20 protein-coding genes are annotated in these 22,347 nt (G+C 52.1%); 8 read left to right on the forward strand and 12 right to left on the reverse strand.

The features are described from left to right. Positions 1 to 25 precede the first annotated feature (25 nt). On the forward strand, positions 26 to 640 hold the full coding sequence (locus LDL70_RS04540; RefSeq protein WP_075654610.1) for a LysE/ArgO family amino acid transporter: 615 nt from the start codon (positions 26 to 28) through the stop codon (positions 638 to 640). On the opposite strand, the gene LDL70_RS04545 is transcribed toward LDL70_RS04540, so the two are convergent. Continuing rightward, positions 614 to 796, reverse strand: coding sequence for a hypothetical protein (locus LDL70_RS04545; protein WP_116089219.1), 183 nt, complete (start codon positions 794 to 796; stop codon positions 614 to 616). The two genes, LDL70_RS04540 and LDL70_RS04545, sit on opposite strands and share 27 nt — an antisense overlap. 367 nt (positions 797 to 1,163) lie before the next feature. Here LDL70_RS04545 and cysS point away from each other — a divergent pair, with 367 nt between their 5' ends. The 4 genes from cysS (at position 1,164) to rarD (ending at position 5,849) form a co-directional block, all read left to right on the forward strand. Next, entirely contained in the window at positions 1,164 to 2,678 is a 1,515-nt protein-coding gene (cysS, locus tag LDL70_RS04550; protein WP_225687466.1) for a cysteine--tRNA ligase, read from the forward strand. Beyond that, positions 2,660 to 3,157, forward strand: a complete 498-nt coding sequence (locus LDL70_RS04555; RefSeq protein WP_225687468.1) for a GFA family protein — start codon at positions 2,660 to 2,662, stop codon at positions 3,155 to 3,157. The genes cysS and LDL70_RS04555 overlap by 19 nt, the downstream gene beginning before the upstream one ends. Positions 3,158 to 3,196: 39 nt before the next feature. Continuing rightward, complete coding sequence (gene cimA, locus LDL70_RS04560; RefSeq protein WP_213630821.1) at positions 3,197 to 4,810, forward strand: citramalate synthase; 1,614 nt, start codon at positions 3,197 to 3,199, stop codon at positions 4,808 to 4,810. 118 nt (positions 4,811 to 4,928) lie between these two features. Beyond that, a complete protein-coding gene (gene rarD, locus LDL70_RS04565; RefSeq protein ID WP_225687470.1) occupies positions 4,929 to 5,849 on the forward strand; it encodes an EamA family transporter RarD in 921 nt (306 codons plus the stop codon). 72 nt (positions 5,850 to 5,921) lie between these two features. Here rarD and pssA read toward each other — a convergent pair whose 3' ends face one another. The 4 genes from pssA to LDL70_RS04585 form a co-directional block, all read right to left on the reverse strand. After that, complete coding sequence (pssA, locus tag LDL70_RS04570) at positions 5,922 to 6,746, reverse strand: CDP-diacylglycerol--serine O-phosphatidyltransferase (protein ID WP_022712203.1); 825 nt, start codon at positions 6,744 to 6,746, stop codon at positions 5,922 to 5,924. Then, positions 6,746 to 7,444, reverse strand: coding sequence for a phosphatidylserine decarboxylase (locus tag LDL70_RS04575; protein WP_075654616.1), 699 nt, complete (start codon positions 7,442 to 7,444; stop codon positions 6,746 to 6,748). The genes pssA and LDL70_RS04575 overlap by 1 nt, the downstream gene beginning before the upstream one ends. A gap of 287 nt (positions 7,445 to 7,731) precedes the next feature. Beyond that, positions 7,732 to 9,618 (reverse strand): ABC transporter ATP-binding protein/permease, encoded by a 1,887-nt coding sequence (locus tag LDL70_RS04580; protein WP_022712200.1) that lies wholly within the window; start codon positions 9,616 to 9,618, stop codon positions 7,732 to 7,734. Positions 9,619 to 9,894: 276 nt separating this feature from the next. Beyond that, a complete protein-coding gene (locus LDL70_RS04585; protein ID WP_225687472.1) occupies positions 9,895 to 11,205 on the reverse strand; it encodes an Ig-like domain-containing protein in 1,311 nt (436 codons plus the stop codon). A gap of 334 nt (positions 11,206 to 11,539) precedes the next feature. On the opposite strand from LDL70_RS04585, the gene LDL70_RS04590 reads away from it, so the two are divergent. Next, the gene (locus LDL70_RS04590; RefSeq protein ID WP_022712198.1) at positions 11,540 to 12,145 is read left to right on the forward strand and encodes a TIGR00730 family Rossman fold protein; all 606 of its coding nucleotides are present in this window, start codon (positions 11,540 to 11,542) and stop codon (positions 12,143 to 12,145) included. 57 nt (positions 12,146 to 12,202) lie between these two features. Here LDL70_RS04590 and LDL70_RS04595 read toward each other — a convergent pair whose 3' ends face one another. The 3 genes from LDL70_RS04595 to purF form a co-directional block, all read right to left on the reverse strand. Continuing rightward, a complete protein-coding gene (locus tag LDL70_RS04595) occupies positions 12,203 to 12,742 on the reverse strand; it encodes an AAA family ATPase (RefSeq protein ID WP_225687474.1) in 540 nt (179 codons plus the stop codon). Between the two features lie 189 nt (positions 12,743 to 12,931). Beyond that, a complete protein-coding gene (locus LDL70_RS04600) occupies positions 12,932 to 13,672 on the reverse strand; it encodes an SDR family NAD(P)-dependent oxidoreductase (RefSeq protein ID WP_075654620.1) in 741 nt (246 codons plus the stop codon). A gap of 61 nt (positions 13,673 to 13,733) precedes the next feature. Then, positions 13,734 to 15,308, reverse strand: coding sequence for an amidophosphoribosyltransferase (gene purF / locus LDL70_RS04605; protein ID WP_022712195.1), 1,575 nt, complete (start codon positions 15,306 to 15,308; stop codon positions 13,734 to 13,736). 449 nt (positions 15,309 to 15,757) lie between these two features. Here purF and LDL70_RS04610 point away from each other — a divergent pair, with 449 nt between their 5' ends. Next, entirely contained in the window at positions 15,758 to 16,375 is a 618-nt protein-coding gene (locus LDL70_RS04610) for a TetR/AcrR family transcriptional regulator (protein ID WP_225687476.1), read from the forward strand. Beyond that, the gene (locus LDL70_RS04615; RefSeq protein ID WP_225687478.1) at positions 16,372 to 17,589 is read left to right on the forward strand and encodes a DUF418 domain-containing protein; all 1,218 of its coding nucleotides are present in this window, start codon (positions 16,372 to 16,374) and stop codon (positions 17,587 to 17,589) included. The genes LDL70_RS04610 and LDL70_RS04615 overlap by 4 nt, the downstream gene beginning before the upstream one ends. 55 nt (positions 17,590 to 17,644) lie before the next feature. Here the strand turns inward: LDL70_RS04615 and LDL70_RS04620 are convergent, their stop codons facing one another. The 4 genes from LDL70_RS04620 to LDL70_RS04635 all read right to left on the reverse strand — a co-directional run bounded on the left by LDL70_RS04620 (position 17,645) and on the right by LDL70_RS04635 (position 22,310). After that, the gene (locus LDL70_RS04620; RefSeq protein WP_225687480.1) at positions 17,645 to 18,220 is read right to left on the reverse strand and encodes a CvpA family protein; all 576 of its coding nucleotides are present in this window, start codon (positions 18,218 to 18,220) and stop codon (positions 17,645 to 17,647) included. Between the two features lie 299 nt (positions 18,221 to 18,519). Then, positions 18,520 to 19,923, reverse strand: coding sequence for a DNA repair protein RadA (radA, locus tag LDL70_RS04625; RefSeq protein WP_151158040.1), 1,404 nt, complete (start codon positions 19,921 to 19,923; stop codon positions 18,520 to 18,522). 11 nt (positions 19,924 to 19,934) lie between these two features. Then, positions 19,935 to 21,446 carry a replicative DNA helicase gene (locus tag LDL70_RS04630; protein ID WP_075654624.1) on the reverse strand — a complete coding sequence of 504 codons (1,512 nt, stop codon included), beginning with the start codon at positions 21,444 to 21,446 and terminating at the stop codon, positions 19,935 to 19,937. 195 nt (positions 21,447 to 21,641) lie between these two features. After that, positions 21,642 to 22,310 (reverse strand): hypothetical protein, encoded by a 669-nt coding sequence (locus LDL70_RS04635; protein WP_225687482.1) that lies wholly within the window; start codon positions 22,308 to 22,310, stop codon positions 21,642 to 21,644. Positions 22,311 to 22,347: the final 37 nt, after the last annotated feature.

Consider the following 22,347-nt stretch of genomic DNA (forward strand, 5'->3'; position numbering starts at 1 on the left):
TCAATTTAACAAGAACGAGTCTATCGTGGGAACAGCAGCAATTTCGGGCTTTCTGCTCGGACTATCCTTGATTGTCGCCATTGGTGCGCAAAATGCCTATATTCTGAGACAGGGACTGCTGCGCCAGCACGTGTTTATTCTCTGTCTGATCTGTGCTCTGTCCGATGCCGTGCTGATTGCCGCAGGCGTTGCAGGGCTGGGCACACTGATCGCAAAGTCCCCTTCATTGATTACAGTGGTAACCGTCGGCGGCGCTGCTTTTCTGTTCTGGTATGGTCTGTCTGCTTTTCGTCGTGCAATGCATCCTGACGGGTTGCGTGCCGGCAATGGCGGCGCGGTCAGCCTGAAAGCTGCAGTCGGGACTTGTCTGGCGCTGACTTTCCTCAATCCGCATGTCTATCTTGATACGGTCGTACTGGTCGGCAGCCTCTCTGCCCGTTTTGAAGGGCAGGCGCGTCTGGCCTATGGGCTGGGTGCGATAACAGCTTCTTTTGTCTGGTTTTTCTCGCTCGGCTATGGTGCCCGATTGCTGCAGCCGTTTTTCGCCAAACCTTCTGCATGGCGTATTCTCGACTGCATTATCGGCATCATTATGTGGGCGATTGCGTTCAGCCTACTTAGCCGCCTGTTGTGGCCGTAAGGCTTTATCTGACGGCAGATAAGAAACGTGCAGCCGCTTCTCGTCACGGTGGCTGCGTGGTGCCGACCGCAGAGCTGCCGCCAAAAATGCAGGGCCGATTGCACGATACTGCTCGGTAAGCTGATCTTTTTTAGATGCGCTGAAGATCTTTTTCATAATGTTTCCTTCCCTAACTCACAGCTCCCATTATCGTGAAAAATAGGCCTGAAGCATGGCTGGAAATGTGCAAATTCGGGCGCAAATCTGGGTAATGTCACGGCGGTAATGCCGCGTGTCATGATTGCTGCCGGTCACAAAAATCTCTGAGCTGTCTCTTGACGCGGCACAGGATCAGAGAGATAAGTGCTGTCATGAAAACACCATTCGCAAACACCATTTGTATTATTGCGGTCATTATTCGCTAGCAGATTGCTGGCTCGGATGTTTTCGTCTTCCTTTTCCTTTTGAAGCAGACAAATGCACCGGCCAGCAGGCTGCGCAAGTCTTGTTTGTGCTTTAGAACCGTATGTTAAAGGGAAGTCAGATGTCTGCCACTGAATTGCGTTTGTATAATACGCTGACCCGCAGGAAAGAGGACTTTGTTCCGATCAATCCTGATCATGTGCGCATGTATGTCTGCGGCCCGACAGTTTATGATTTTGCCCATATCGGCAATGCGCGTCCGGTGATTGTTTTTGACGTGCTGTTCCGTCTGCTGCGCCATGTTTATGGTGAGAGCCAAGTGACTTATGCGCGGAACCTCACTGATGTGGACGACAAGATTAATGCGCGTGCCGTGCGCGATTATCCTGATCTGCCGCTGAATGAAGCTATTCGCAAAGTCACTGAAAGCACCAATGCGCAGTTCCAGAGCGATGTAACAGCGCTTGGCAATCTCGAACCATCCAGCCAGCCGCGCGCAACCGAACATCTGGAAGAAATGCGCCAGCTGATTGAGCGTCTGATTGAGCGCGGTCATGCCTATGTGGCTGACGATCATGTGCTGTTTGCAGTTAAAACCATGAGCGGCGACCATGGTCCACGTTATGGTGCGCTTGCCCGCCGCTCACTGGATGAGATGATTGCCGGTGCGCGTGTGGATGTCGCTTCTTACAAGCGCGACGAGATGGATTTCGTGCTGTGGAAACCATCCAAAGAGGGTGAGCCGGGCTGGCCGTCTCCGGCAGGTATTGCGGTTCACGGTCGTCCGGGTTGGCATATTGAGTGCTCGGCTATGTCGATGGCTAAATTGCTGGAACCGTTTGGCGGCGGTCTGAAATGCGATGATCCGCTGAAAAACACCTTCGACATTCATGCCGGTGGTATTGATCTGGTATTCCCACATCATGAGAATGAGATTGCCCAATCATGCTGCGCTTTTGGTTCAGAACGCATGGCCAATATTTGGATGCATAATGGTTTTCTGCAGGTCGAAGGTCAGAAAATGTCCAAATCTCTGGGCAATTTCATCACCATTGACGATGTGTTGAAGTCGGAACTGCCGCAATTGTCGGGCACAGATGCGCCAGAGGATTTCCGTCGTCGCTGGATCGGTATGGCTGCACGTCTCTCAATGTTGCAGACCCATTACCGTGAGCCGATCAACTGGACGCAGCAGCGTTTGATCGAATCCGGTGAGGAACTGGCGAAGTGGTATCAGGTTATTTCCGAACAGCCGATGCCTGCTTCTGCGGTTAAGGCAACGGTGTTTGCAGATAGCATTGGCGATGACCTGAACACATGGGCTGCACTCACAGAATTGCGCAAAGCCTATAAGCAAGGTGATGTTGCAGCGCTGGTTTCCGGTCTCAACCTGCTTGGTCTTCACGATGCGCAATTGCTGGCTGAGGCTGCACAATATCTGTTCAGCGCTGCCGCAGATGTCGACACGGCAGATGTTGAAAGACAGATCGCCGAGCGTCTGGCATTCATCAATGGGAAAAATTGGGCGGAGGCTGACCGTATTCGTGACTCATTGCTGGCACAGAATATTCAGCTGAAGGACGGCAAAGATCCGGCTAGCGGAGAACGGGTGACAACATGGGAAGTGAAACGCTGAGTGAAAATCCGGTCGCCAGCGGCGGCTGCCAATGCGGTGCCGTGCGTTTTTGTGTGAAGGGGCAACTGGGCAGTGCATCCATCTGTCATTGCCGCATGTGCCAGAAAGCCTTCGGCAATTATTTTGCTCCTTTGGTCTCCGTTAAAGAGGGGACCTTGGAATGGACGCGCGGAACACGAAAACTGTTCCGCTCATCCAATCATGTGCAGCGCGGCTTTTGTGCCGATTGCGGCACACCGCTGACCTATGAAGCGCCGGACGGTCTGGCGCTGTCCATTGCGGCTTTTGACAATCCGCAGGAAATTGAGCCGGTCGTGCAATGGGGCATGGAGGGCAGGCTGCCTTATCTGGACAAGCTGAGCACCTTGCCTGCCTATACGACAGAACGTGATCCTGAAAGCGTGGAATTCGTGCGCACTATGGTATCTTATCAGCATCCGGATCATGACACTGAGACATGGCCTCAAGGCCATGCATAAATCTCACGCATAAATACGGATATGGAGGAAAGAACAACAATGAAAAAAGAGCGTATCTATATTTATGATACCACCCTGCGCGATGGTCAGCAGACACCGGGCATTGATTTCTCGGTTGCGGATAAGAAAGCCATTGCCGCCATGCTGGATGATTTCGGCATGGATTATGTTGAGGGCGGTTATCCGGGTGCAAACCCGACAGATACGAGCTTTTTTCAGCGTAAACATACGGCAAAGGCGAAATTCGCCGCTTTTGGTATGACCAAACGCCCGGGTGTTTCTACCTCCAATGATCCGGGCATGTCAGTGCTGTTACAGGCTTCCAGCGATGTTATCACCTATGTTGCCAAGAGCTGGGACTACCATGTGCATCTGGCGCTTGGCTGCTCTCTGGAAGATAATCTGGAATCCATTACTTCATCAGTCACGGCAGCGCGCATGGCCGGTAAGGAATGTATTGTCGATTGCGAGCATTTCTTCGACGGCTTTAAAGCCAATCCTGATTATGCGCTGGCCTGTGCCAAAGCGGCCTATGGTGCCGGTGCGCGCTGGGTAGTGCTTTGCGATACCAATGGCGGTACGCAGCCGGGTGAAGTCGGTGACATTGTCCGTGCTGTTAAGAGTGTTGTACCGGGCGAATGTCTGGGTATTCATGCGCATAATGACACGGAACAGGCCGTTGCCGTGTCGCTGGCCGCAATTGATGCCGGTGTGCGGCAGGTGCAGGGCACGCTCAATGGTATCGGTGAGCGTTGCGGCAATGCCAATCTTGTCACGCTGATCCCGACATTGATGCTTAAACCTGTCTGGGCAGACCGCTTCGAAGTCGGCATCAGCATGGATGCTCTGGCAGGTATTACCAAACTGTCCCGTACTTTCGATGATATTCTCAACCGCGCACCGAACGATCAGGCGGCTTTCACCGGCAGTTCAGCTTTCGCTACCAAAGCAGGCATTCATGCTTCTGCTTTGCTGAAAGAGCCTAAAACCTATGAACATGTGCCGCCGGAAATGGTGGGCAATCATCGCCGTGTCATGGTGTCCGATCAGGGAGGCAAGTCCAACTTTATTGCTGAGCTCAACAAGCGTGGCATTCAGGTTGCCAAGGATGACCGCCATCTCGATACGCTGATTGCGCTGGTCAAAGAACGTGAAGCTGAAGGTTATGCATATGAAAGCGCGGATGCGAGTTTTGAATTGCTTGCCCGTCAGCAATTGGGGGCGGTGCCGCAGTTTTTCCGTGTGGAAGCCTTCCGCTGTATGGTTGAGCGCCGCTATGACAGCAATGGCTGCCTGAAAACCGTGTCGGAAGCGATTGTTAAAATCATCATCGATGGTGAGGAACATTTGTCGGTGGCAGAAGGACATGGTCCGGTTAACGCGCTCGACCTTGCCTTGCGCAAAGATCTCGGCCGCTATCAGGAAGAACTCGCTGATCTGGAACTGGTGGATTTTAAAGTCCGTATCCTCAATGGCGGTACGGAAGCGATCACTCGCGTTCTGATCGAGTCGCATGATGCCAGCGGCCAGCGCTGGCGCACAGTCGGTGTGTCGGACAATATTATTGATGCATCCTTTCAGGCACTGATGGATTCTGTCGTCTATAAGCTGATGAAAAACCGCGAACTTGCGGGACATATTGCAGCAGAATAAAATTTGCCGTTTGCGGAGCCGATGAAACGGGAGTACCGGTTGTTACTGATACAATTGTAATGAACGGCTCCCGCTGTAAGAATAAAGCCCGAGACCGGAAATCTGAGGATGGATAACTATGAGTGACCGGTCTCAAGCGGCGATGCCGGAGGCGACACGCGGTTTTATTTTCGCGATGCTTGCTTATTTGTTCTGGGGGCTTTTCCCGTTTTATATGAAAGCGGTTGCCCATATTCCGGTTGTGGAAGTGCTGGCGCATCGGGTGATCTGGTCATTGCCGGTCGCAGCGATCATTCTGGTGTTTATGGGGCGCACCAAGGATGTTGGTGCAGCCTTGCGCAATCCGCGCACATTGGCAATGGCCTGTCTGACAGCTTCCCTGATCACGTTGAACTGGGGCGTCTATGTCTGGGCGATTTTCAATGATCACGCGCTGGATGCGGCTCTGGGCTATTATATCAATCCGCTGGTCAATGTGCTGCTTGGCGCGATTTTCCTTAAAGAGCGTCTGACAAAAGTACAGTTGGTTGCTGTATTCCTTGCCGCTGCTGCGGTAGTGTTGTTGACAGTAGAGCAGGGCGGTCTGCCTTGGGTATCCATTATTCTGCCGCTGTCATTCGGCTTTTATGGTTTCTTCCGTAAATCCTTGCCGATTGGCCCGTCACAGGGTTTCATGCTGGAAGTGATTATCCTGTTCATTCCGGCCAGTGCCTATGCAATCTGGTTGTATACACAAGGGCAGGATCATTTCGTTACCGGCACACCGGCGGATATTTCTCTGCTGATGCTGGCTGGCGTTGTTACCGCTGTGCCGCTGATTATGTATGCGACCGGTGCGAAACTGCTGCGCTACACCACGCTGGGACTGATGCAGTATATTACACCGACCATGCTATTCCTGATCGCTGTTTTCGCCTTCAAGGAACCGTTTAACACAGTGCAGCTTTATGCTTTCGCACTGATCTGGGCAGGATTGATCCTCTATACATGGTCAATCCTGAAAGAGGCACGGGCGGATAAGATCGCTGCCAAAGCATAAAAGCAGAAATAACAGAACAAATAAAAAGCCCGCTCAAAAGCGGGCTTTTTATTTTTCATTATCTGAATAGATTCACGCCTGATTTTCAGAGGACTTTTTCTCTTCCGCTGCAAAACGGCGCTTCCATGCCAGTGCACTGAAAGGCAGGAATACCAGATAGGCCAAAGCTGTCAGTGTCAGTGTCTGCCAGGTAAAGCTCATCAGAAAACCGGCATAGATCACTACGCCGAGGATCAGCGGCATAACAAAGTCACGACGGATAAAGCTGCCTGCGGTTTTACCATTATAAACCGGCAGACGGCTGACGAGCAAAAAGGCAATCACAATCGTGAAGCCTGCGGTGCCATAGGCCAGAGCCTTGCTTGGCAGCACGCCGAGGAAACCGGAATAAACAGGCAGCAAAACCAGCATCGCACCGGCCGGAGCCGGAACGCCGATAAAATAATTGCCCTGCCATGCAGGCTGGTTCGGATCTTCCAGCATCACGTTAAAGCGCGCTAAGCGCAGGCAGCAGGCAATCGTATAGATCAGTGCGGCAATCCAGCCGAAAGAACCGGCCTGATCCAGCATGAACAGATAGAGCACCAGTGCCGGAGCCACGCCGAAATTGACGATATCAGCCAGAGAATCCATCTGGGCACCGAATTTGGAAGACCCTTTCAGGAGCCGCGCAATCCGTCCGTCAATACCGTCGAGAAAGGCTGCCAGCAGCACCATAGCCACGGCCTGCTCGAAACGATGCTCAATGGCAAGGCGGATACCGCTCAAGCCTGCACAGATCGCAAGAACGGTAATCAGATTAGGAATGATGATCCGCATCGGAATTTCGGAAAAGCGCGGACCGCGCCCTTCCGTATTGCCATTTGGATCCAGCGGCGGAAAAGGTGCTTCAAGCATCAGGCAATCCGCACGGTTGGCGCAGTGCGCGTTTCATCAAATTCTGCCAGAACGGTTTCACCTGCCACAGCCGTCTGGCCGACAGCAACGCGGGCAACGGCACCTTTTGGCAGGTAAATATCATTACGCGAACCAAAACGGATCAGGCCAAAGCGCTCGCCGGTTGAAAGATCTTCACCGGCTTTTGACCAGCAAACGATACGGCGGGCTACAAGACCGGCAATCTGCACTACGGCAACGGTGCCATGGGCGCTGTCGATCAGCACCGAATTGCGCTCATTCTCAGTGCTGGCTTTGTCCAGTTCTGCATTCAGGAATTTACCCGGACGGTGCATCACGGCAGTGATTTTACCACGCACCGGTGCACGGTTGATATGAACCGAGAACACATTCATGAACACGCAGATGCGCAGCATCGGCTCTGTACCCAGATCCAGCTCTGCCGGCGGAACGCACATGCCAACGGAAGAAATCTTGCCATCCGCAGAGCTGATGACGAGTTTGTCATCCAGCGGCGTGATGCGCAGCGGATCACGGTAGAAATAAATGCACCAGATGGTCAGCACCATCCCTACCCAGAACAAAGGTTCCCACAACCAGCCAAGCAACAGCGACACAACAAAAAATGCTGCGATAAAGGGGTAGCCCTCGCGGTGGATAGGAACAAAAGTATTGCGAATGGTATCGGACAGGCTCATCGGTTTTCCTCAGATTTTCCGCTTCAATAACGCAAAGTAACAGCGTTTAAAATGATTAAGCGCAAACAGCGCAACAAAATTCATGATATTCGTGCTTTATCATAACAAAATGCTCACAGAACATTACCGCAAGCACCGGTTTTGATTTTTTTTATATTCCGCATTGATACGGAATCAAAACGGTTCAGGTGATGTTGATATCACCGGAACCGCCATTGCTGCATGCATCTGCAATGAACAGCCAGTGCGAATATCTGCTGTCATCATAGAGGATCATCGGTGCCCTGTCATTCTCCGGCAGGGGCGCCGCGAATAACAACACCAAGTTCATCGCTTTCACGAACCTGACGCAGACGGGCTTCCGCTTCATCAGCTTCACGCTGACGATCCCACATGGAAGCATAAAGTCCGCCTTCGACCAGCAGATCACGATGGGTACCACGCTCGGCAATCTGACCGTCTTTAAGCACGATAATTTCATCGGCGCTGATAACAGTCGACAGACGGTGCGCAATCACCAGAGTAGTGCGGTCACGGCTGACCAGATCCAGAGATTGCTGGATATCCTGCTCGGTTGCTGTGTCCAGTGCCGAGGTTGCCTCATCAAGGATCAGGATCGGCGGGGCTTTCAGAATTGTACGGGCAATCGCGACGCGCTGCTTCTCGCCACCGGAGAGTTTAAGTCCGCGTTCGCCAACCATCGACTGATAGCCTTCTGGCAATAGCTGGATGAAGCGGTCGATTTGCGCCAGCTTGGCAGCCTGTTCTACTTCCTGCTCAGTCGCCGACGGGCGGCCATAGCGGATATTATAGGCAATTGTATCGTTAAACAGCACCGTATCCTGCGGCACCATACCAATCGCATGGCGCAGGCTGACCTGCGACACTTCGCGGATATCCTGCCCGTCAATTGTCACCGAACCCTGCTGCACATCATAGAAGCGATAAAGCAGACGGGAGATGGTTGATTTACCTGCACCGGACGGTCCTACAATCGCAATGGTCTTACCCGACGGCACTTCAAAGCTGATATTGCGCAGGATCGGACGGGACGGATCATAGGCAAAGCTGACATTGTTAAAGCGGATAGCGCCTTGCGAGACAGCCAGTGCCGGTGCATCCGGCTTGTCTTTGACCTCTTCCTCAACTTCGAGAAGATCGAACATCTGCTCAATATCGGTCAGCCCCTGACGGATTTCACGATAGATAAAGCCGATCATATTCAGCGGCAATGACAGCTGCATTAACAGCGCATTGATGAAGACAAAATCGCCGAGCGTATGGGTTCCGGCCTGTACTTCGCGGGCAGACATAACCATCAGGATCATCATGCCGACACCGAAAATCACGGCCTGACCAAAGTTCAGCCAGCCAAGCGATGTCCATGTCTGGGTTGCCGCTTTTTCATAACGTGCCATCGAGCGGTCATAACGCTCGGCTTCCATCGCCTCATTGCCGAAATATTTGACGGTCTCAAAATTCAGCAATGAATCAATTGCTTTGGTATTGGCATCCGTATCGGATTCATTCATTTCGCGGCGGATATTAATACGCCAGTCACTCGCCTTGACGGTGAACCACATATAGAGCCAGACCGTTGCCGCAACCACGATCAAATAGCTGACACCATAGGCGAAACCGAAAATCGCTGCAGTCAGCGCAAATTCCAGCAGGGTCGGTACGGAGCTCAGAATGGTGAAGCGCACAATGGTTTCAATACCTTTGACGCCACGTTCAATCACACGGGACAGGCCGCCGGTGCGGCGCTCAAGATGAAAACGCAGCGACAATTTATGCATATGCACAAAAGTCCGGTAGGCAAGCTGGCGTACTGCATATTGGCCGACGCGGGCAAATAATGCATCGCGCAACTGGTTCAGACCGGCCTGAATAATACGTGCCAGATTATAGGCAACGACCAGCATCAAAGCGCCGACAAAAATCTGCGGCACCCAGCTTTCCGGCTTGAAAGAACCATCCAGCGCATTGGTTGCCCATTTGAAAAAATAAGGCACCAGCATCAGCACGAATTTGGCGATGACCAGATAGAAGGTCGCCCAGACGACCCGCATTTTGAGATCATGGCGCTCGCTCGGCCACATATATGGCCAGAGTTTCGCCAGTGTTTTCAGGGTCTGACCGGATTCTGCCGAGACTGTTTTTTGTTTTTTCATCTTTTTATTTAACGCCACAGACGGTCACTGCTGCCGCCTTCATGCTGTATTGCGGTCTAGAGCATATTTCCTTAACCTTGGATCAGTTTAAGTAAATATGCTCTAATTTTAAAGTGTTAGAGCGAGTTTTGCGTGCCAAGTCTGGCACACGGCGCTCTAAGCGCCGCAGAATTGCTGCAAGTTTCTTCATCGTCTTATCATAGCTGCAGGCGTGATAGAAACAAAACGCCTGCACAATGTTGTGAGGAAGACAAACACGCTCCGGAGAAACAGGATTTACGGTAGTTTCTGCTTCACATCCTGCTCGCTGAGCGGGGTTTTCGGCATGACGAAAACCTGTCCAGGCCAGATCAGGTCAGGGTTCTTAATCTGATCAGTATTGGCCAGATAAATCGTGGTGTAACGCGTGCCGCTGCCATAAGTGCGCTTGGAGATTGTCCAGAGATTATCGCCTTTACGGATAATCACCGAGCCTTCCGCTTTTTCCAGAGGCTGTGCCTGTGTCTCTCCGGCAGGCTGGCTTTCCTGAGCGGCCTGTCCGGCATTCGGTGCACTTTGCGCGGCGATTGCAGGAGCAACAGCCGCAATATTCTCACCGGCTTCACGACGGAAAGGCACACGCGCTGTGGCCAGAATTTTACCGCCCTTATCCATCAGATCAGCACGGATAATATAGTCACCGACAGCAAGCGGCTGCTGGGTCTGCACCAGATAACGCCCCTCAGGGGTGATGACAGCTGTGCCGAGCAAAGTCTCATTGACTGAGACATTAACTGTCTGGCCACCGCGTGCATGACCGGCGACAAATACCGAGCGGCCTTCAATCTCCACGGCCTCCACGGCAATGCTGACGGCATCCTGAGAATTGCCCTCTGCAAGCCCGCCCTGTATGGCCTGCGACGGCAGAAGGGTAACAGCAGCATCATTGCCATGCGCAGCTGCCGGTGCATCTTTATTCTCAGTTGTCTGCGCAGCATTTCCGCCACTGGCCTGCGGTGTGGTAATCATGCGGCTGGCCTGACCAGGCTCCTCAACAAGTGCAAGAACCTGACCATCCGGTGTTGCAGGAACAGAGAGGATCGCGGTCTGCTGCGATGTTGCAACGGAATTATCTTCCGCAGTTGCGCGCAGAACCAGCTGATAATCGCCGCTTTTCAGCGCCTCATCCAGAATAATTGCAAAATCACCGTTCTCACCGGCCTTGGCAGAGCCTAGCACACGGGTTTTGGAAATCACATCAACCACAGAATTCGGTGCGGCTTTACCGGCAATGACCAGCGAGCCGTTGCCCTCAAGGCGCAGCACATCAAAAACCGGAACTGTGACACTCTGCTCAGGCACTGTTTTTTCGGGAGCAGTTGGCTTGGTATCCGCCGGTGCTGCAGTATTACCCGCAACAGGCTTGTCAGTCTGGGCAGGAGTTTCAGGTTGGGTCGTCGCAGCAGGCTTGTTATCTGTTGCTGTTTTTGAAGCAGGTGCCTGCGGCGGCTGATCCGTTTTCTGCGGAGCCATGCTAAAATATGCAAGAAGACCACCTGCTATAACAACAGCAGCAAAACCGGCAAGCGCATAACGACTATTCTGCATACGGGGCTGACCCTTTTAACACCAAGCTTAAAAAAATATTATAACATGCTGTGTCTGCTTATAAATCCAAATGTATAAGCAGCACATTTGCCAACAACTAGCGCTTTTTTATTGTTACAGCAAGAATATCACATATCGGCGCTAAAATTCTTGTCACATATTGCGCGATAAGATGTCAGCCATACATGGTTTTCGGTACAAGGCCATGATTTTAAAAAGACTTCGGGAACAGCGGTGAAAAACTTGGTTTTTATGCCGATTTTTACCAACCGATTTCATGACCGATTTCACCGCATAAACTTGACGGGAAACAGCCCGCGCGCGAAAAGAAAGCATGAGCAAGATTCGATCAATATGTGTCTATTGCGGTTCTTCAACCGGCAATAATCCGGTTTACCGGGAAGCAGGACTGGCTCTTGGCCGCTCCATTGCAGAAAACGGTCTTCGCCTGATTTATGGCGGCGGCACAAAAGGAATTATGGGGGCGGTTGCAGAAGGCGCTTACAAGGCCGGCGGCAAAGTCACCGGTATTATTCCAACATTTCTTCTCAATAAAGAAGCTGACGGCAAGCAGAATGAAATGCTTGATGAGCAGATCATTACCGAGAATATGCATCAGCGCAAACAGCTGATGTTTGAGCGCTCGGATGCTTTTGTCACGCTGCCGGGTGGCATCGGTTCTGTTGAGGAAATCGTGGAAATGATGACCTGGGCACAGCTCGGTCATCATAAAAAGCCGATGGTTTTCGCCAATATCAATCATTTCTGGGAGCCGATGATCGCCATGCTCGATCATATGCGCACAGAAGGCTTTATTCATACCGGACACCGCGTGCAGCCTAAAATGCTGGATACTGTGGAAGAAATTATCCCTTACATCTTTGATGCAGCCGCGAAAGGCGATGCATCCGGTGATGAAGAGATTATTGCCCGCATGTAAGCAGATTACATGACTATTTAAAAAGCCCCTCAGTGAGGGGCTTTTTTGTCGCGTAAATTAAGCTGTGTGGGCGAGTATAAAATCTGCTCTTGCCTCAACGCCTGCCTTAGGTAGCTCCAATAGATTAAAGCCATAATCTTGATAGACTGCCAGCATAGCCTCAAATGTGCGCTCAGCCTCTTGCAGTGATTGCTTACGCTCTTCGTCTCCCTGATAAATCTCCGGCCAGTGCGGCGCGATGAAAACGGTTTTATTATAGCGAAAGTGCTTCACTGCCTGATGCATATGATCCGGCACAGGCAGGCCGGAAAGAGTGAGGTAACCGGCAATATCGGCCATGCCGCGATCAAAGAAATACGGCCTGTCAGATGTTGTCTGTGTGGCCAGCAGGTGAGAGCGCATTTCCCATGACAGCATCATTTCCGCGAAAAGTGCGGGATCAAGCCACGGCAAAGCCTTGCCGCTGATTTTGACCTGATCCTGAATGATATGTCGTCCGGCTTCCTGGCTATGTTGGTACCCCCGCTGTTTGAGAACATTGAGCAGAGTGGTTTTGCCGGAGCCCGGGCCGCCGGTAAGTATATAAAAATGATCCATAACAGACCCTTCTGTTTTCAGAGAGTTGAAAAATCAGACAGTTCAGAGGGGAAGGCGGCAGGATAAAATGCGGCAGCAGGGAGCTGCGAATAAAAAGAGCCGTGAAGAAAATTATTTGATTGAAAAGACAGGATAAAAACAGTTCTGGCCGGTTATTAATAATCCGGCCAGACGATTATAGACATGTGTTTATGAAGGCATATGATATTGCAGGAATTTATCCTGACGTACATCATAAAGCTGGCCGGTAATGGTCAAAGCAGGATCGGCAAGCTGTACGATTTTTGCAGCCACATCGGCCGGATGCGGCAGAGTTTCCGGATCTTCACCCGGCATTGCTTTGGCGCGCATTGCTGTGCGCGTAGCACCCGGATTGACGGAGTTAACCCGCAGCGGCATTTGTTTGGTCTCTTCTGCCCATGAGCGCCCCATCACTTCTACCGCAGCTTTGGAAGCGGCATAAGGCGCCCAGAATGCGCGCGCTGTATGGGCAACACCTGAGGACATCAGAATGGCGCGGCCGGCATCAGAACGGCGCAACAGCGGATCAACCGAACGGATCAGGCGCCAGATTGAGGTCAGATTGGTGCTGATAACATTGTCAAACACCTTGGCTTCCACATGGCCGACCGGAGAGATTGTGCCAAGCACACCGGCATTGGCGACGAGAATATCCAGTTTGCCCCAGCGGTCATTGATAGATGAACCGAGCAGGTCAAGAGCAGGCATGTCTTTCAGGTCAAGCGGGACGAGGGTTGCTGTATTGCCCATTGCCTGAATTTCATCATCCAGTTCTTCAAGGCCGCCGACAGTCCGCGCAACTGCAATGACATGGGCACCGCGTTTCGCCAGTTCCAATGCCAGAAAATAACCGATGCCGCGGGATGCGCCGGTCACCAGTGCTGTGCGTCCGCTCAGATCAAAGCTCATAAAAATCCACCCGTTTCAGTCTGCATAATGTAAAGGCGGCTGAAAGCCGCCTTTTAGGATTTTAGCCGTTGCTGGAAAGTAATGCGAAATTGTGAATATTCGACAATTCTTCCTGATCGACCAGACGGGTCGGATAGTCGCCCGTAAAATAATGGTCGGTAAATTGCGGAGCTTTCGGATTACGCTTCTCGCCGCCGACTGCCTCGTAAAGACCGTCAATGGAGAGGAATTCCAGCGAATCCGCACCGATATAATCGCACATTGCCTGCAGGTCAGGATATTGGTTGGCCAGCAGCTTGTCCGCATCCGGTGTATCAATACCGTAGAAATCCGGATGATGGATCATCGGGGAGGCAACACGGATATGCACTTCCTTGGCTCCGGCATCGCGGATCATTCGCACGATTTTCATCGAAGTGGTGCCGCGCACAATGGAGTCATCCACCAGCACAACACGTTTGCCTTCAATGATGGCACGGTTTGCGGAATGTTTCAGCTTCACGCCGAGGGCACGGATTTGCTGTGTCGGTTCAATAAAGGTACGGCCGACATAGTGATTGCGGATAATGCCGAGCTCAAACGGAATGCCGCTGGCTTGTGCATAGCCGATTGCTGCCGGAGTGCCGCCATCCGGCACAGGTACAACAACATCTGCTTCAACCGGAGATTCTTTGGCCAGATTAATGCCGGCATTTTTACGCGCAACATAAACATTGCGGCCGCCGACAACGGAGTCAGGACGGGCAAAATAGACATATTCAAACAGGCAAACACGTTCCGGCTTACGGTTCGAGGCCTTGATGGATGTGGTGCTGATGGAGCCGTCTGCCTGTGTTTCGCAGATGATAACTTCGCCGTTTTCCACATCACGGATATATTTTGCACCGATAATGTCGAGTGCGCAGGTCTCGGAGCAGAAAATCGGCTTGCCGTCGAGTTCACCCATAACCAGCGGGCGGATACCGACAGGATCGCGCGCTGCAATCAGTTTGGTACGGGTCATAGCGAGGATCGCATAGCCGCCTTCAACCTGACGGATTGCATCGACAAAACGGTCGCTGGATGACGCGAGGCGCGAACGGGCGATGAGATGCAGTACAACTTCAGAATCAGAAGTGGACTGGCAGATCGCACCGGAGGCAATCAGATGACGGCGCAGGCTCAGACCATTGGTGAAGTTGCCGTTATGGGCAATGGCGATGCCGCCGACTTCCAGTTCGGCAAATAGCGGCTGCACATTGCGCAGCACAGTTTCACCGGTGGTGGAGTAGCGCACATGACCGATCGAAAGATTGCCCGGCAGCTGCTTAAGTGTTGCAGGATTGGTGAAATGATCGCCAACCAGCCCCATGTGACGTTCGGAATAGAAGCGTCCTTCATGATAGGAAACAATACCCGCCGCTTCCTGTCCGCGATGCTGCAGGGCATGAAGGCCGAGAGCTGTCAGCGTTGCTGCATCCTCATGGCCGAGAATGCCAAAGACGCCGCATTCTTCATGCAAGGCGTCTTCATCAAAGGAAAAACGGGAAGAATTATGAAGCGGTTCTGTGCCGCCGCTCTCTCCTGTGTGAGAGGCGCAGATCTTCTGAGAATGATCTGACGAAATATGGGCGGTTTCACCGGAATGACTTATCATAGCCGCTGGGCCTTTCGATTGCAGAGCAATTAAAAATGCTCTCTATCATAAGAGTGCTTTTGCTGCATAGTCCCAAAACCGAAAGCTTTCCGGTTGCAGTGCCATGCAAAAGGAACAATTCAGAGCATTGCGCAGAGTTCAGACGACTGAGGCTCAAAATGCAGCTCTGATGAAAAGTCTGAGCGGGACATCAGGAAGAGGGTGTTCGGGAGACGATTATGTTTTCTGCTGTTTTCAGCAGGAAAATTGCTCCTTCGCAGACATTACTCCCCATATGCCTCTGATTTTCAGCCTCATATATGGCGGTTAGTCCTTAGACACAACAGTTCTCCTCAGGTTTTAAACAATAGCACAATTTGGTCGCAGTCTGTGTGGATTATTTTATCGCTTGCGTAAGCTGTGATTTCAAATTAATAAACCGAGCGTTCAGTCTATTTTAGAGGTGCGCTATGCGCGTGACAGATCCTGAAAAACATCAGGCAAAGAAACAGATGATTTTGGAGGCGGCGAAAGCCTGTTTCGCGGAGCAGGGGTTTCACCAGACCAGCACGGCACAAATTTGTGCGGCGGCAGGCGTCAGCACCGGAAATCTGTTTCATTATTTCGCAAGCAAGAAAGCAATCATCGCTGCGATTGTTGAAGAGGATTTGCAGCAGACCCAGATATTTGTTGCGGCATTGCGCGAGCAGGAAAATCTTGTGACTGCATTGGACGCTTTTTTTGATGTGGTGCTGGATGTTGCTTCTGACCCTGCACAGGCATCGCTGGCTCTGGAAATTGCTGCAGAGGCAGGGCGGGATGCGGAGATTGGTGTTTTGTACCGGCTGAGCACCCGTGTGATGCGTGAGGAACTGGAATATCTGGTCAGTCTCGGAATGGAGCGTGGACAGTTCAGCCGGCAATTTTCTGCTGCGTCGGTTGTGCATTGTCTTATGGTGATGGTGGACGGTATTTTCAGCCGTGTTTCTGTCGACCCACAATTTAAGCCTCAGGAACAGAAAGCAGCATTGAAAACAATGATGACGGGCGTGCTTGGTCTTGCAAATGGCAGGGAAGCGCAGAAATGAAATCAGATGTCCCGTCTCCGGCTGCAAAGCCTGTATCCCGTATTGCTGATGTGGATGCCCTGCGTGGTTTTGCACTGCTTGGCATTTTGCAGGTTAATATTCTGGCCTTTTCTTCCGTTTTTTACGGGTTTCCAAATAGCGATACAGAATTAAGCTTTGGTTTTAACGAGTTCGTGCAGTTAATCATCTCAACAATCTTTGAGATGAAATTCTATCTGCTGTTCTCTTTTTTGTTCGGCTATAGCGTCACACTGCAAATGCAGTCGGCAGAGCGTGCCGGTGAGGCTTTTATCCCGCGTTTTTTACGGCGTCAGGCCGGTTTGTGGATTGTCGGTCTGCTGCATGCAGTTCTGCTTTTCCATGGCGATATTCTCACAACCTATGCTGTGCTCGGCGTGGTTTTATTATATTGGCGAAACAAGCCGGATAACACGCTGATTAAAGCTGCGGTGTGGCTGTTTGGTTTAACGGCATTGCTCTGGCTGTTGGTCGGCGCTTTGTTCTGGAGCCCGGATCAGACAGACATTGCTGAACTCTTAGCTGAAGCGCAGCTGGCTCATACAGCCTATAGCGACAGTCTTGGCACAGTTATCATGCAGCATATAACAGAGCTGCAAACCATGTGGATTTTGCTGTTACTGATACAGGCTCCCTGTGCACTGGCTATGTTTTTGCTCGGGTTTCTGGCAGGCAGACACCGGTTTTTGGCACAACCGGAGCTGTACAGACCTTATCTGAAGCCGGCAATAAAAGCCGCTATCATGATCGGTTTGCCCGCATCGGTATTGACTGCGCTGACAGGTTTATTTGCAAGCGGTACAGAATGGGAAGTCTTTGGTCTGGCATTAACCCTTGTAACGGCGCCGCTGCTGACTTTTGGTATAATCGCGCTGATGCTCCGGCTTTTCGGCACAAAACATGGCCAGTTCTGGCGTGATGCACTGGCTCCGGCGGGGCGTATGGCATTGTCCAATTATCTGCTGCAATCGCTGATATGCAGTTTCATTTTCTACGGCTTCGGGCTCGGATTGATCGAGAAAACAACGGCAATTGTCAATGTTCTGATTGGCCTGTCTGTTTTCATTGTCCAGCTATTTGTGAGCCGGTGGTGGCTGCGCCATTATTATTACGGGCCGCTGGAATGGCTGCTGAGGGCTTTGACAATCGGGCGATGGCCGGATTTCCGAAAGCCGAATGCCAGACTGGGAGTATAACAAAAACGCCGGCAGATTTATCTGCCGGCGTTTTTGTTAAATATGGGAACTGAATTTAGTTTACCGGTTGAGCCGGTACATCATTCTCAGGCACATCCTGCGCGGAAGGCTGGGTGCCCAATTGCGGCTTCAGGCGCTCAATGATTGCGGTTTCAGGATCTTCCGGCAGCATATCCACCAGCTGCTGGCCAAGGGAATCCAGCATCGGCTTGGATTTGGCATTGGTGATCCAGCTTGGCTGATCTGTAGCCACAAGCCAGTTGAAGAACAGCATTGCAACCACAACCAGCAGAACGCCGCGTGCCGCACCGAAAATGAAACCCAGTGTGCGGTCAAGCGCACCAATACGGCTGTCGATGATGAAATCGGCAATTTTCATGGTGATGATTGATACAACAATCAATGTCACCAGAAAGACCGAACCGGCTGCCGCGATATTCAGAATGGTTTCATTGCTGATATATGGCTGCAGGTAAGGCACGACAGGCTTATAGAAGAAATAGGCGGCCAGAGCTGCCGCAGCCCAGGATGCCACCGAAAGCACTTCGCGCGAAAATCCGCGTACCATGGCCAGAATGGCCGATACGAGGGTTACCCCGATAAGAATTCCGTCTAGCAATGTAATCGGCATCCTGCCTAATTCCTCTGTGTCGGTCTGTCCCTCGGGACATATAATTTCGTGCGGGCATAATTGCCGCAGCTCAAAGATTTACAGTGTCTCGCGTCAGTCCGATAGAGTTGTGACACTTTTGTCGTCGAAAATTAACCTGAATTTCTTTCATAAATCACTAATTCGGGAGCTGATTGCAATTTAAAGCCGTTATAGCCTGTAAAAATTACAGCCTATGTCCGGTTGTTAATGCTCCGCATCCGTTATTTTAAGTTGCAGAGAGCCTATGATTCCCGATTTTCAGCAGTAGTGAAACTGTATTAATCTCGGTTCTGCGCATTCTTTCCGGGGCCGGAAGCAGCAATTCGTGCCACCAGATCGGGCAGGGAACCGGTTTCTGTCAGCGTGAAATTGTGTGGACGTGACAACTCACCCCCGCCGACAGGCAGAACAGCTTGTTTAAAGCCGAGTTTCTCCGCCTCTTTAATGCGCTGAGCCGCATGAGCTACGGCACGTACTGCACCGGAAAGACTGACTTCACCAAAATAAACGCTATTGGCAGGCAGCGGAATACCGGCAAGCGACGAGACAAGCGCTGCCGCTACAGCCATATCCGCAGCAGGCTCGGAAATACGATAACCACCGGCCACATTGAGATAGACATCATGCTGCCCGAAGCGCACACCGCAATGGGCTTCCAGTACGGCAAGCGTCATGGACAGGCGACTGTTATCCCAGCCGACAACGGCGCGACGCGGAGTGCCGAGCGTTGACGGTGCGACAAGCGCCTGAATTTCCACGAGAACAGGGCGGGTGCCTTCCATACCGGCAAATACCGCAGCTCCCGGAGCTTTTTCATTACGCTCGCCAAGAAACAGTTCCGACGGGTTGGAGACTTCACGCAAGCCTTTATCGGACATTTCAAAAACGCCGATTTCATCAGTCGGGCCAAAACGGTTTTTCACTGTGCGCAAGATGCGGTAATGGTGTCCGCCTTCGCCTTCAAAATACAAAACGCCGTCAACCATATGCTCAACCACGCGCGGGCCAGCAATCTGCCCTTCCTTGGTCACATGGCCGACCAGCACCACAGCAGCACCCGTTGATTTGGCATAGCGGATCATCGCCTGCGCACCGGCACGAACCTGTGTTACCGAACCCGGTGCGCTGTCGGCCGCATCTGTCCACAGGGTCTGGATGGAGTCGATAATCACCAGATCAGGGCGCGGCTTAGTATCAATGGTCGCGAGAATATCCTCGACATTGGTTTCGGCCGCCAGTTCCACGGACGTATCTGCTGCATGCAGGCGCTGCGCCCGCAAACGGATCTGTGCCACCGCTTCTTCACCCGAAACATAGATGATGCGGTTGCCGCGACGTGCCAAAGCGGCCGCAGCCTGTGTGAGCAATGTTGATTTACCGATACCCGGATCACCGCCGACCAGCAGAGCGGAACCGCGGACAAAGCCCCCGCCGGTCACACGATCCAGCTCACTGATGCCGGATTGAATGCGTGGTGCATCTTCAATCTCACCGGAGAGCGTGGTGAGCGCAACGGCACGGCCTTTGCGCATCGCCATTTTGCCAGGGCCGGAACCGATGCCGCCGGATGTGCCTTCTTCGACAAGTGTGTTCCACTCGCCGCAGCCGTCGCATTTGCCTGCCCAGCGCGAATGCGTGGCACCGCAATTCTGGCAGATGAACTGAATCCGGTTCTTGGCCAAGTTATGCTCTTTCAGTGGTCGTCATATTGTTCAGGCAGATAAGTGCCTTCGGCCAGATCGGTAAAGCGCGTGAATTCCGACTGGAAGGCGAGCTTTACAGTACCGGTAGGACCGTGACGCTGTTTGGCGATGATAACGTCTGCCGTGCCTTTGACTTTCTCAAAGTGCATTTTCCACTCGTCATATTTCGGATCGAATTCGTCGCGTGGTTCAAGGTTTTTGACGTAATATTCTTCACGATACACGAAGAGCACAACGTCCGCATCCTGCTCGATGGAACCCGATTCACGAAGATCGGAGAGCTGCGGACGTTTGTCTTCGCGGTTTTCTACCTGACGGGAGAGCTGTGACAGTGCGATAATCGGCACATTCAGCTCTTTGCCAAGGGCTTTAAGACCTGTGGTGATTTCGGTAATTTCCTGCACGCGGTTCTGCGCGGAGGCTTTTGAAGAACCGGTCATCAGCTGAATATAGTCAATCACCAGACAATCAAGGCCGCGTTGACGCTTGAGGCGGCGGGCACGCGCAGACAACTGCGCAATGGAGATACCACCGGTCTGGTCAATATAGAGCGGAATACGCTGCATCGTCTGTGTACAGGCGATCAGCTTTTCAAAATCGGTTTCCGAGATTTCACCGCGGCGGATTTTGGATGAGGAAACCTCTGTCTGCTCGGAAATAATACGGGTTGCCAGCTGTTCGGCGGACATTTCGAGCGAGAAGAAGCCGACCACACCACCATTGATGGCTTTCATTGAGCCATCAGCCAGCTGCTCTCCCTGATAGGCAGCAGCAATATTGAAGGCGATATTGGTGGCAAGGGAGGTCTTACCCATACCCGGACGCCCTGCCAGCACGATCAAGTCGGAAGACTGCAAGCCACCCATCTTACCATCCAGCATGTGGATGCCGGTGGAAACACCGGAGAGGTGCCCGTCACGCTGGAAGGCTACACCCGCGAGATCAATCGCTGTTTTAACGGCTTCGTTGAAAGGCTGGAAACCGCCGTCATAGCGGCCGGTTTCCGCCAGTTCAAACAGGCGGCGCTCGGCATCTTCAATCTGGCTTCGCGGAGCCATATCGACCGGCGCATCATAGGCGACATTGACCATTTCCTCGCCGATGCCGATCAGCGAGCGGCGTGTGGCAAGATCATAGATCGCGCGGCCATAATCTTCCGCATTGATAACCGTTACCGCTTCAGCGGCAAGGCGCACCACATATTGAAACACGGTCATGTCGCCGACTTTATCATCGGCAGGCAGGAAGGTTTTCATGGTCACCGGATTGGCCATTTTGCCGACGCGGATCAGCTCGGACGCCAGTTCATAAATACGGCGATGCAGCGGATCGTAAAAATGCGGCGGCTTCAGAAAGTCCGAAACACGGTAAAAAGCATCATTATTAATCAGAATCGCGCCGAGAAGAGCCTGTTCCGCTTCGATATTGTTCGGGGCTTCGCGGTAAAGCGAATTCTGGGTGTCCCGTGTCTCTTCAAGTTTGTGAACAGTCGCGTCAGCCATAAAGTTCTGGATCCTTTGCCGCAATCAAGCGGGAATTATCCGGCGAAAAGCCGGACATCAGAGTCTGTTGAAATATGAGTGTAAACAATCTGCCGGTGCAGTTGAAGCGGCTATACCATGATTCACAGCGATTCACAGGCTGCAGCTGCAAGAACTGCCTGTCAGATAGTCGTCGCGTGGGGGCTTTTAACGGGATCAGTCCGCAGTCGCCAGCAAAGACTGGTGGTAACGGAGCTGGAACTGTCCGGTCAGAAGAAAAATATAGGCTGCCAATTCGCTCAGTTCTTCAAGGTTTTGAGCGGCTGCGCCGGCCAGGCCGGTTGTGAGGCCGAGATGCTCTTCTGCTGCCGTTGAAATCATCATGCACAGCGTTGCCAGCAAAAATGCACCCCATGGCAACCCGCCGGATTGCTGCAATGGTTTGAGCAATTTATGCGAGCCGTTTTTCAACATCAGAACCGCTAACAGCAAAACAGAGGCAATCAATGCCGGCATGATGGCTGGTTTGTACCAGAGCTGGCGTGATGAGAAGAAAGGGCCAAGCTCGGAAAGGCTGATTGGCTCAAGGAAAACCGCACCCCAGCTCAATTCCCGAACTGCGCAGATAAACCAGATCAATGCCGCACCGCGCCAGAACCATTTCCAGTCTGAACTGCCGGATTTTTGAAAAATCAGTGCCTGTATCATACCCAGAAACAGCAATATTGCCTGAGCATTTTCAACAGGGCCGTTTTCCCACGATGTCCATGCAGGGAGAATGAATGCCAGCGGATAGGAAGCGAGAAGAACCAGTAATCCTGCTGATAAGACAAGCAGGGTTGTTTTATTCAGGCGTGGGTGCAGCTTGGTTTGCACGCTGGGCATCAGATATTTATCCCTTGAAACAACAGCGCTCCGAAAG

The organism is Pseudochrobactrum sp. XF203, from assembly GCF_020341615.1.
GTDB classification, from domain to species: domain Bacteria; phylum Pseudomonadota; class Alphaproteobacteria; order Rhizobiales; family Rhizobiaceae; genus Pseudochrobactrum; species Pseudochrobactrum saccharolyticum.

Coding starts and splice junctions, on each gene's coding strand:
- LDL70_RS04555 (WP_225687468.1), top strand. CDS start 2,660: ATGGGAAGTGAAACGCTGAGTGAAAATCCGGTCGCCAGCGGCGGCTGC.
- purF (WP_022712195.1), bottom strand. CDS start 15,308: ATGATAAGTCATTCCGGTGAAACCGCCCATATTTCGTCAGATCATTCT.
- rarD (WP_225687470.1), top strand. CDS start 4,929: ATGAGTGACCGGTCTCAAGCGGCGATGCCGGAGGCGACACGCGGTTTT.
- LDL70_RS04615 (WP_225687478.1), top strand. CDS start 16,372: ATGAAATCAGATGTCCCGTCTCCGGCTGCAAAGCCTGTATCCCGTATT.
- pssA (WP_022712203.1), bottom strand. CDS start 6,746: ATGCTTGAAGCACCTTTTCCGCCGCTGGATCCAAATGGCAATACGGAA.
- cimA (WP_213630821.1), top strand. CDS start 3,197: ATGAAAAAAGAGCGTATCTATATTTATGATACCACCCTGCGCGATGGT.
- LDL70_RS04545 (WP_116089219.1), bottom strand. CDS start 796: ATGAAAAAGATCTTCAGCGCATCTAAAAAAGATCAGCTTACCGAGCAG.
- LDL70_RS04585 (WP_225687472.1), bottom strand. CDS start 11,205: ATGCAGAATAGTCGTTATGCGCTTGCCGGTTTTGCTGCTGTTGTTATA.
- LDL70_RS04610 (WP_225687476.1), top strand. CDS start 15,758: ATGCGCGTGACAGATCCTGAAAAACATCAGGCAAAGAAACAGATGATT.
- LDL70_RS04580 (WP_022712200.1), bottom strand. CDS start 9,618: ATGAAAAAACAAAAAACAGTCTCGGCAGAATCCGGTCAGACCCTGAAA.
- LDL70_RS04630 (WP_075654624.1), bottom strand. CDS start 21,446: ATGGCTGACGCGACTGTTCACAAACTTGAAGAGACACGGGACACCCAG.
- LDL70_RS04575 (WP_075654616.1), bottom strand. CDS start 7,444: ATGAGCCTGTCCGATACCATTCGCAATACTTTTGTTCCTATCCACCGC.
- LDL70_RS04595 (WP_225687474.1), bottom strand. CDS start 12,742: ATGGATCATTTTTATATACTTACCGGCGGCCCGGGCTCCGGCAAAACC.
- LDL70_RS04620 (WP_225687480.1), bottom strand. CDS start 18,220: ATGCCGATTACATTGCTAGACGGAATTCTTATCGGGGTAACCCTCGTA.
- LDL70_RS04635 (WP_225687482.1), bottom strand. CDS start 22,310: ATGCCCAGCGTGCAAACCAAGCTGCACCCACGCCTGAATAAAACAACC.
- LDL70_RS04590 (WP_022712198.1), top strand. CDS start 11,540: ATGAGCAAGATTCGATCAATATGTGTCTATTGCGGTTCTTCAACCGGC.
- LDL70_RS04600 (WP_075654620.1), bottom strand. CDS start 13,672: ATGAGCTTTGATCTGAGCGGACGCACAGCACTGGTGACCGGCGCATCC.
- cysS (WP_225687466.1), top strand. CDS start 1,164: ATGTCTGCCACTGAATTGCGTTTGTATAATACGCTGACCCGCAGGAAA.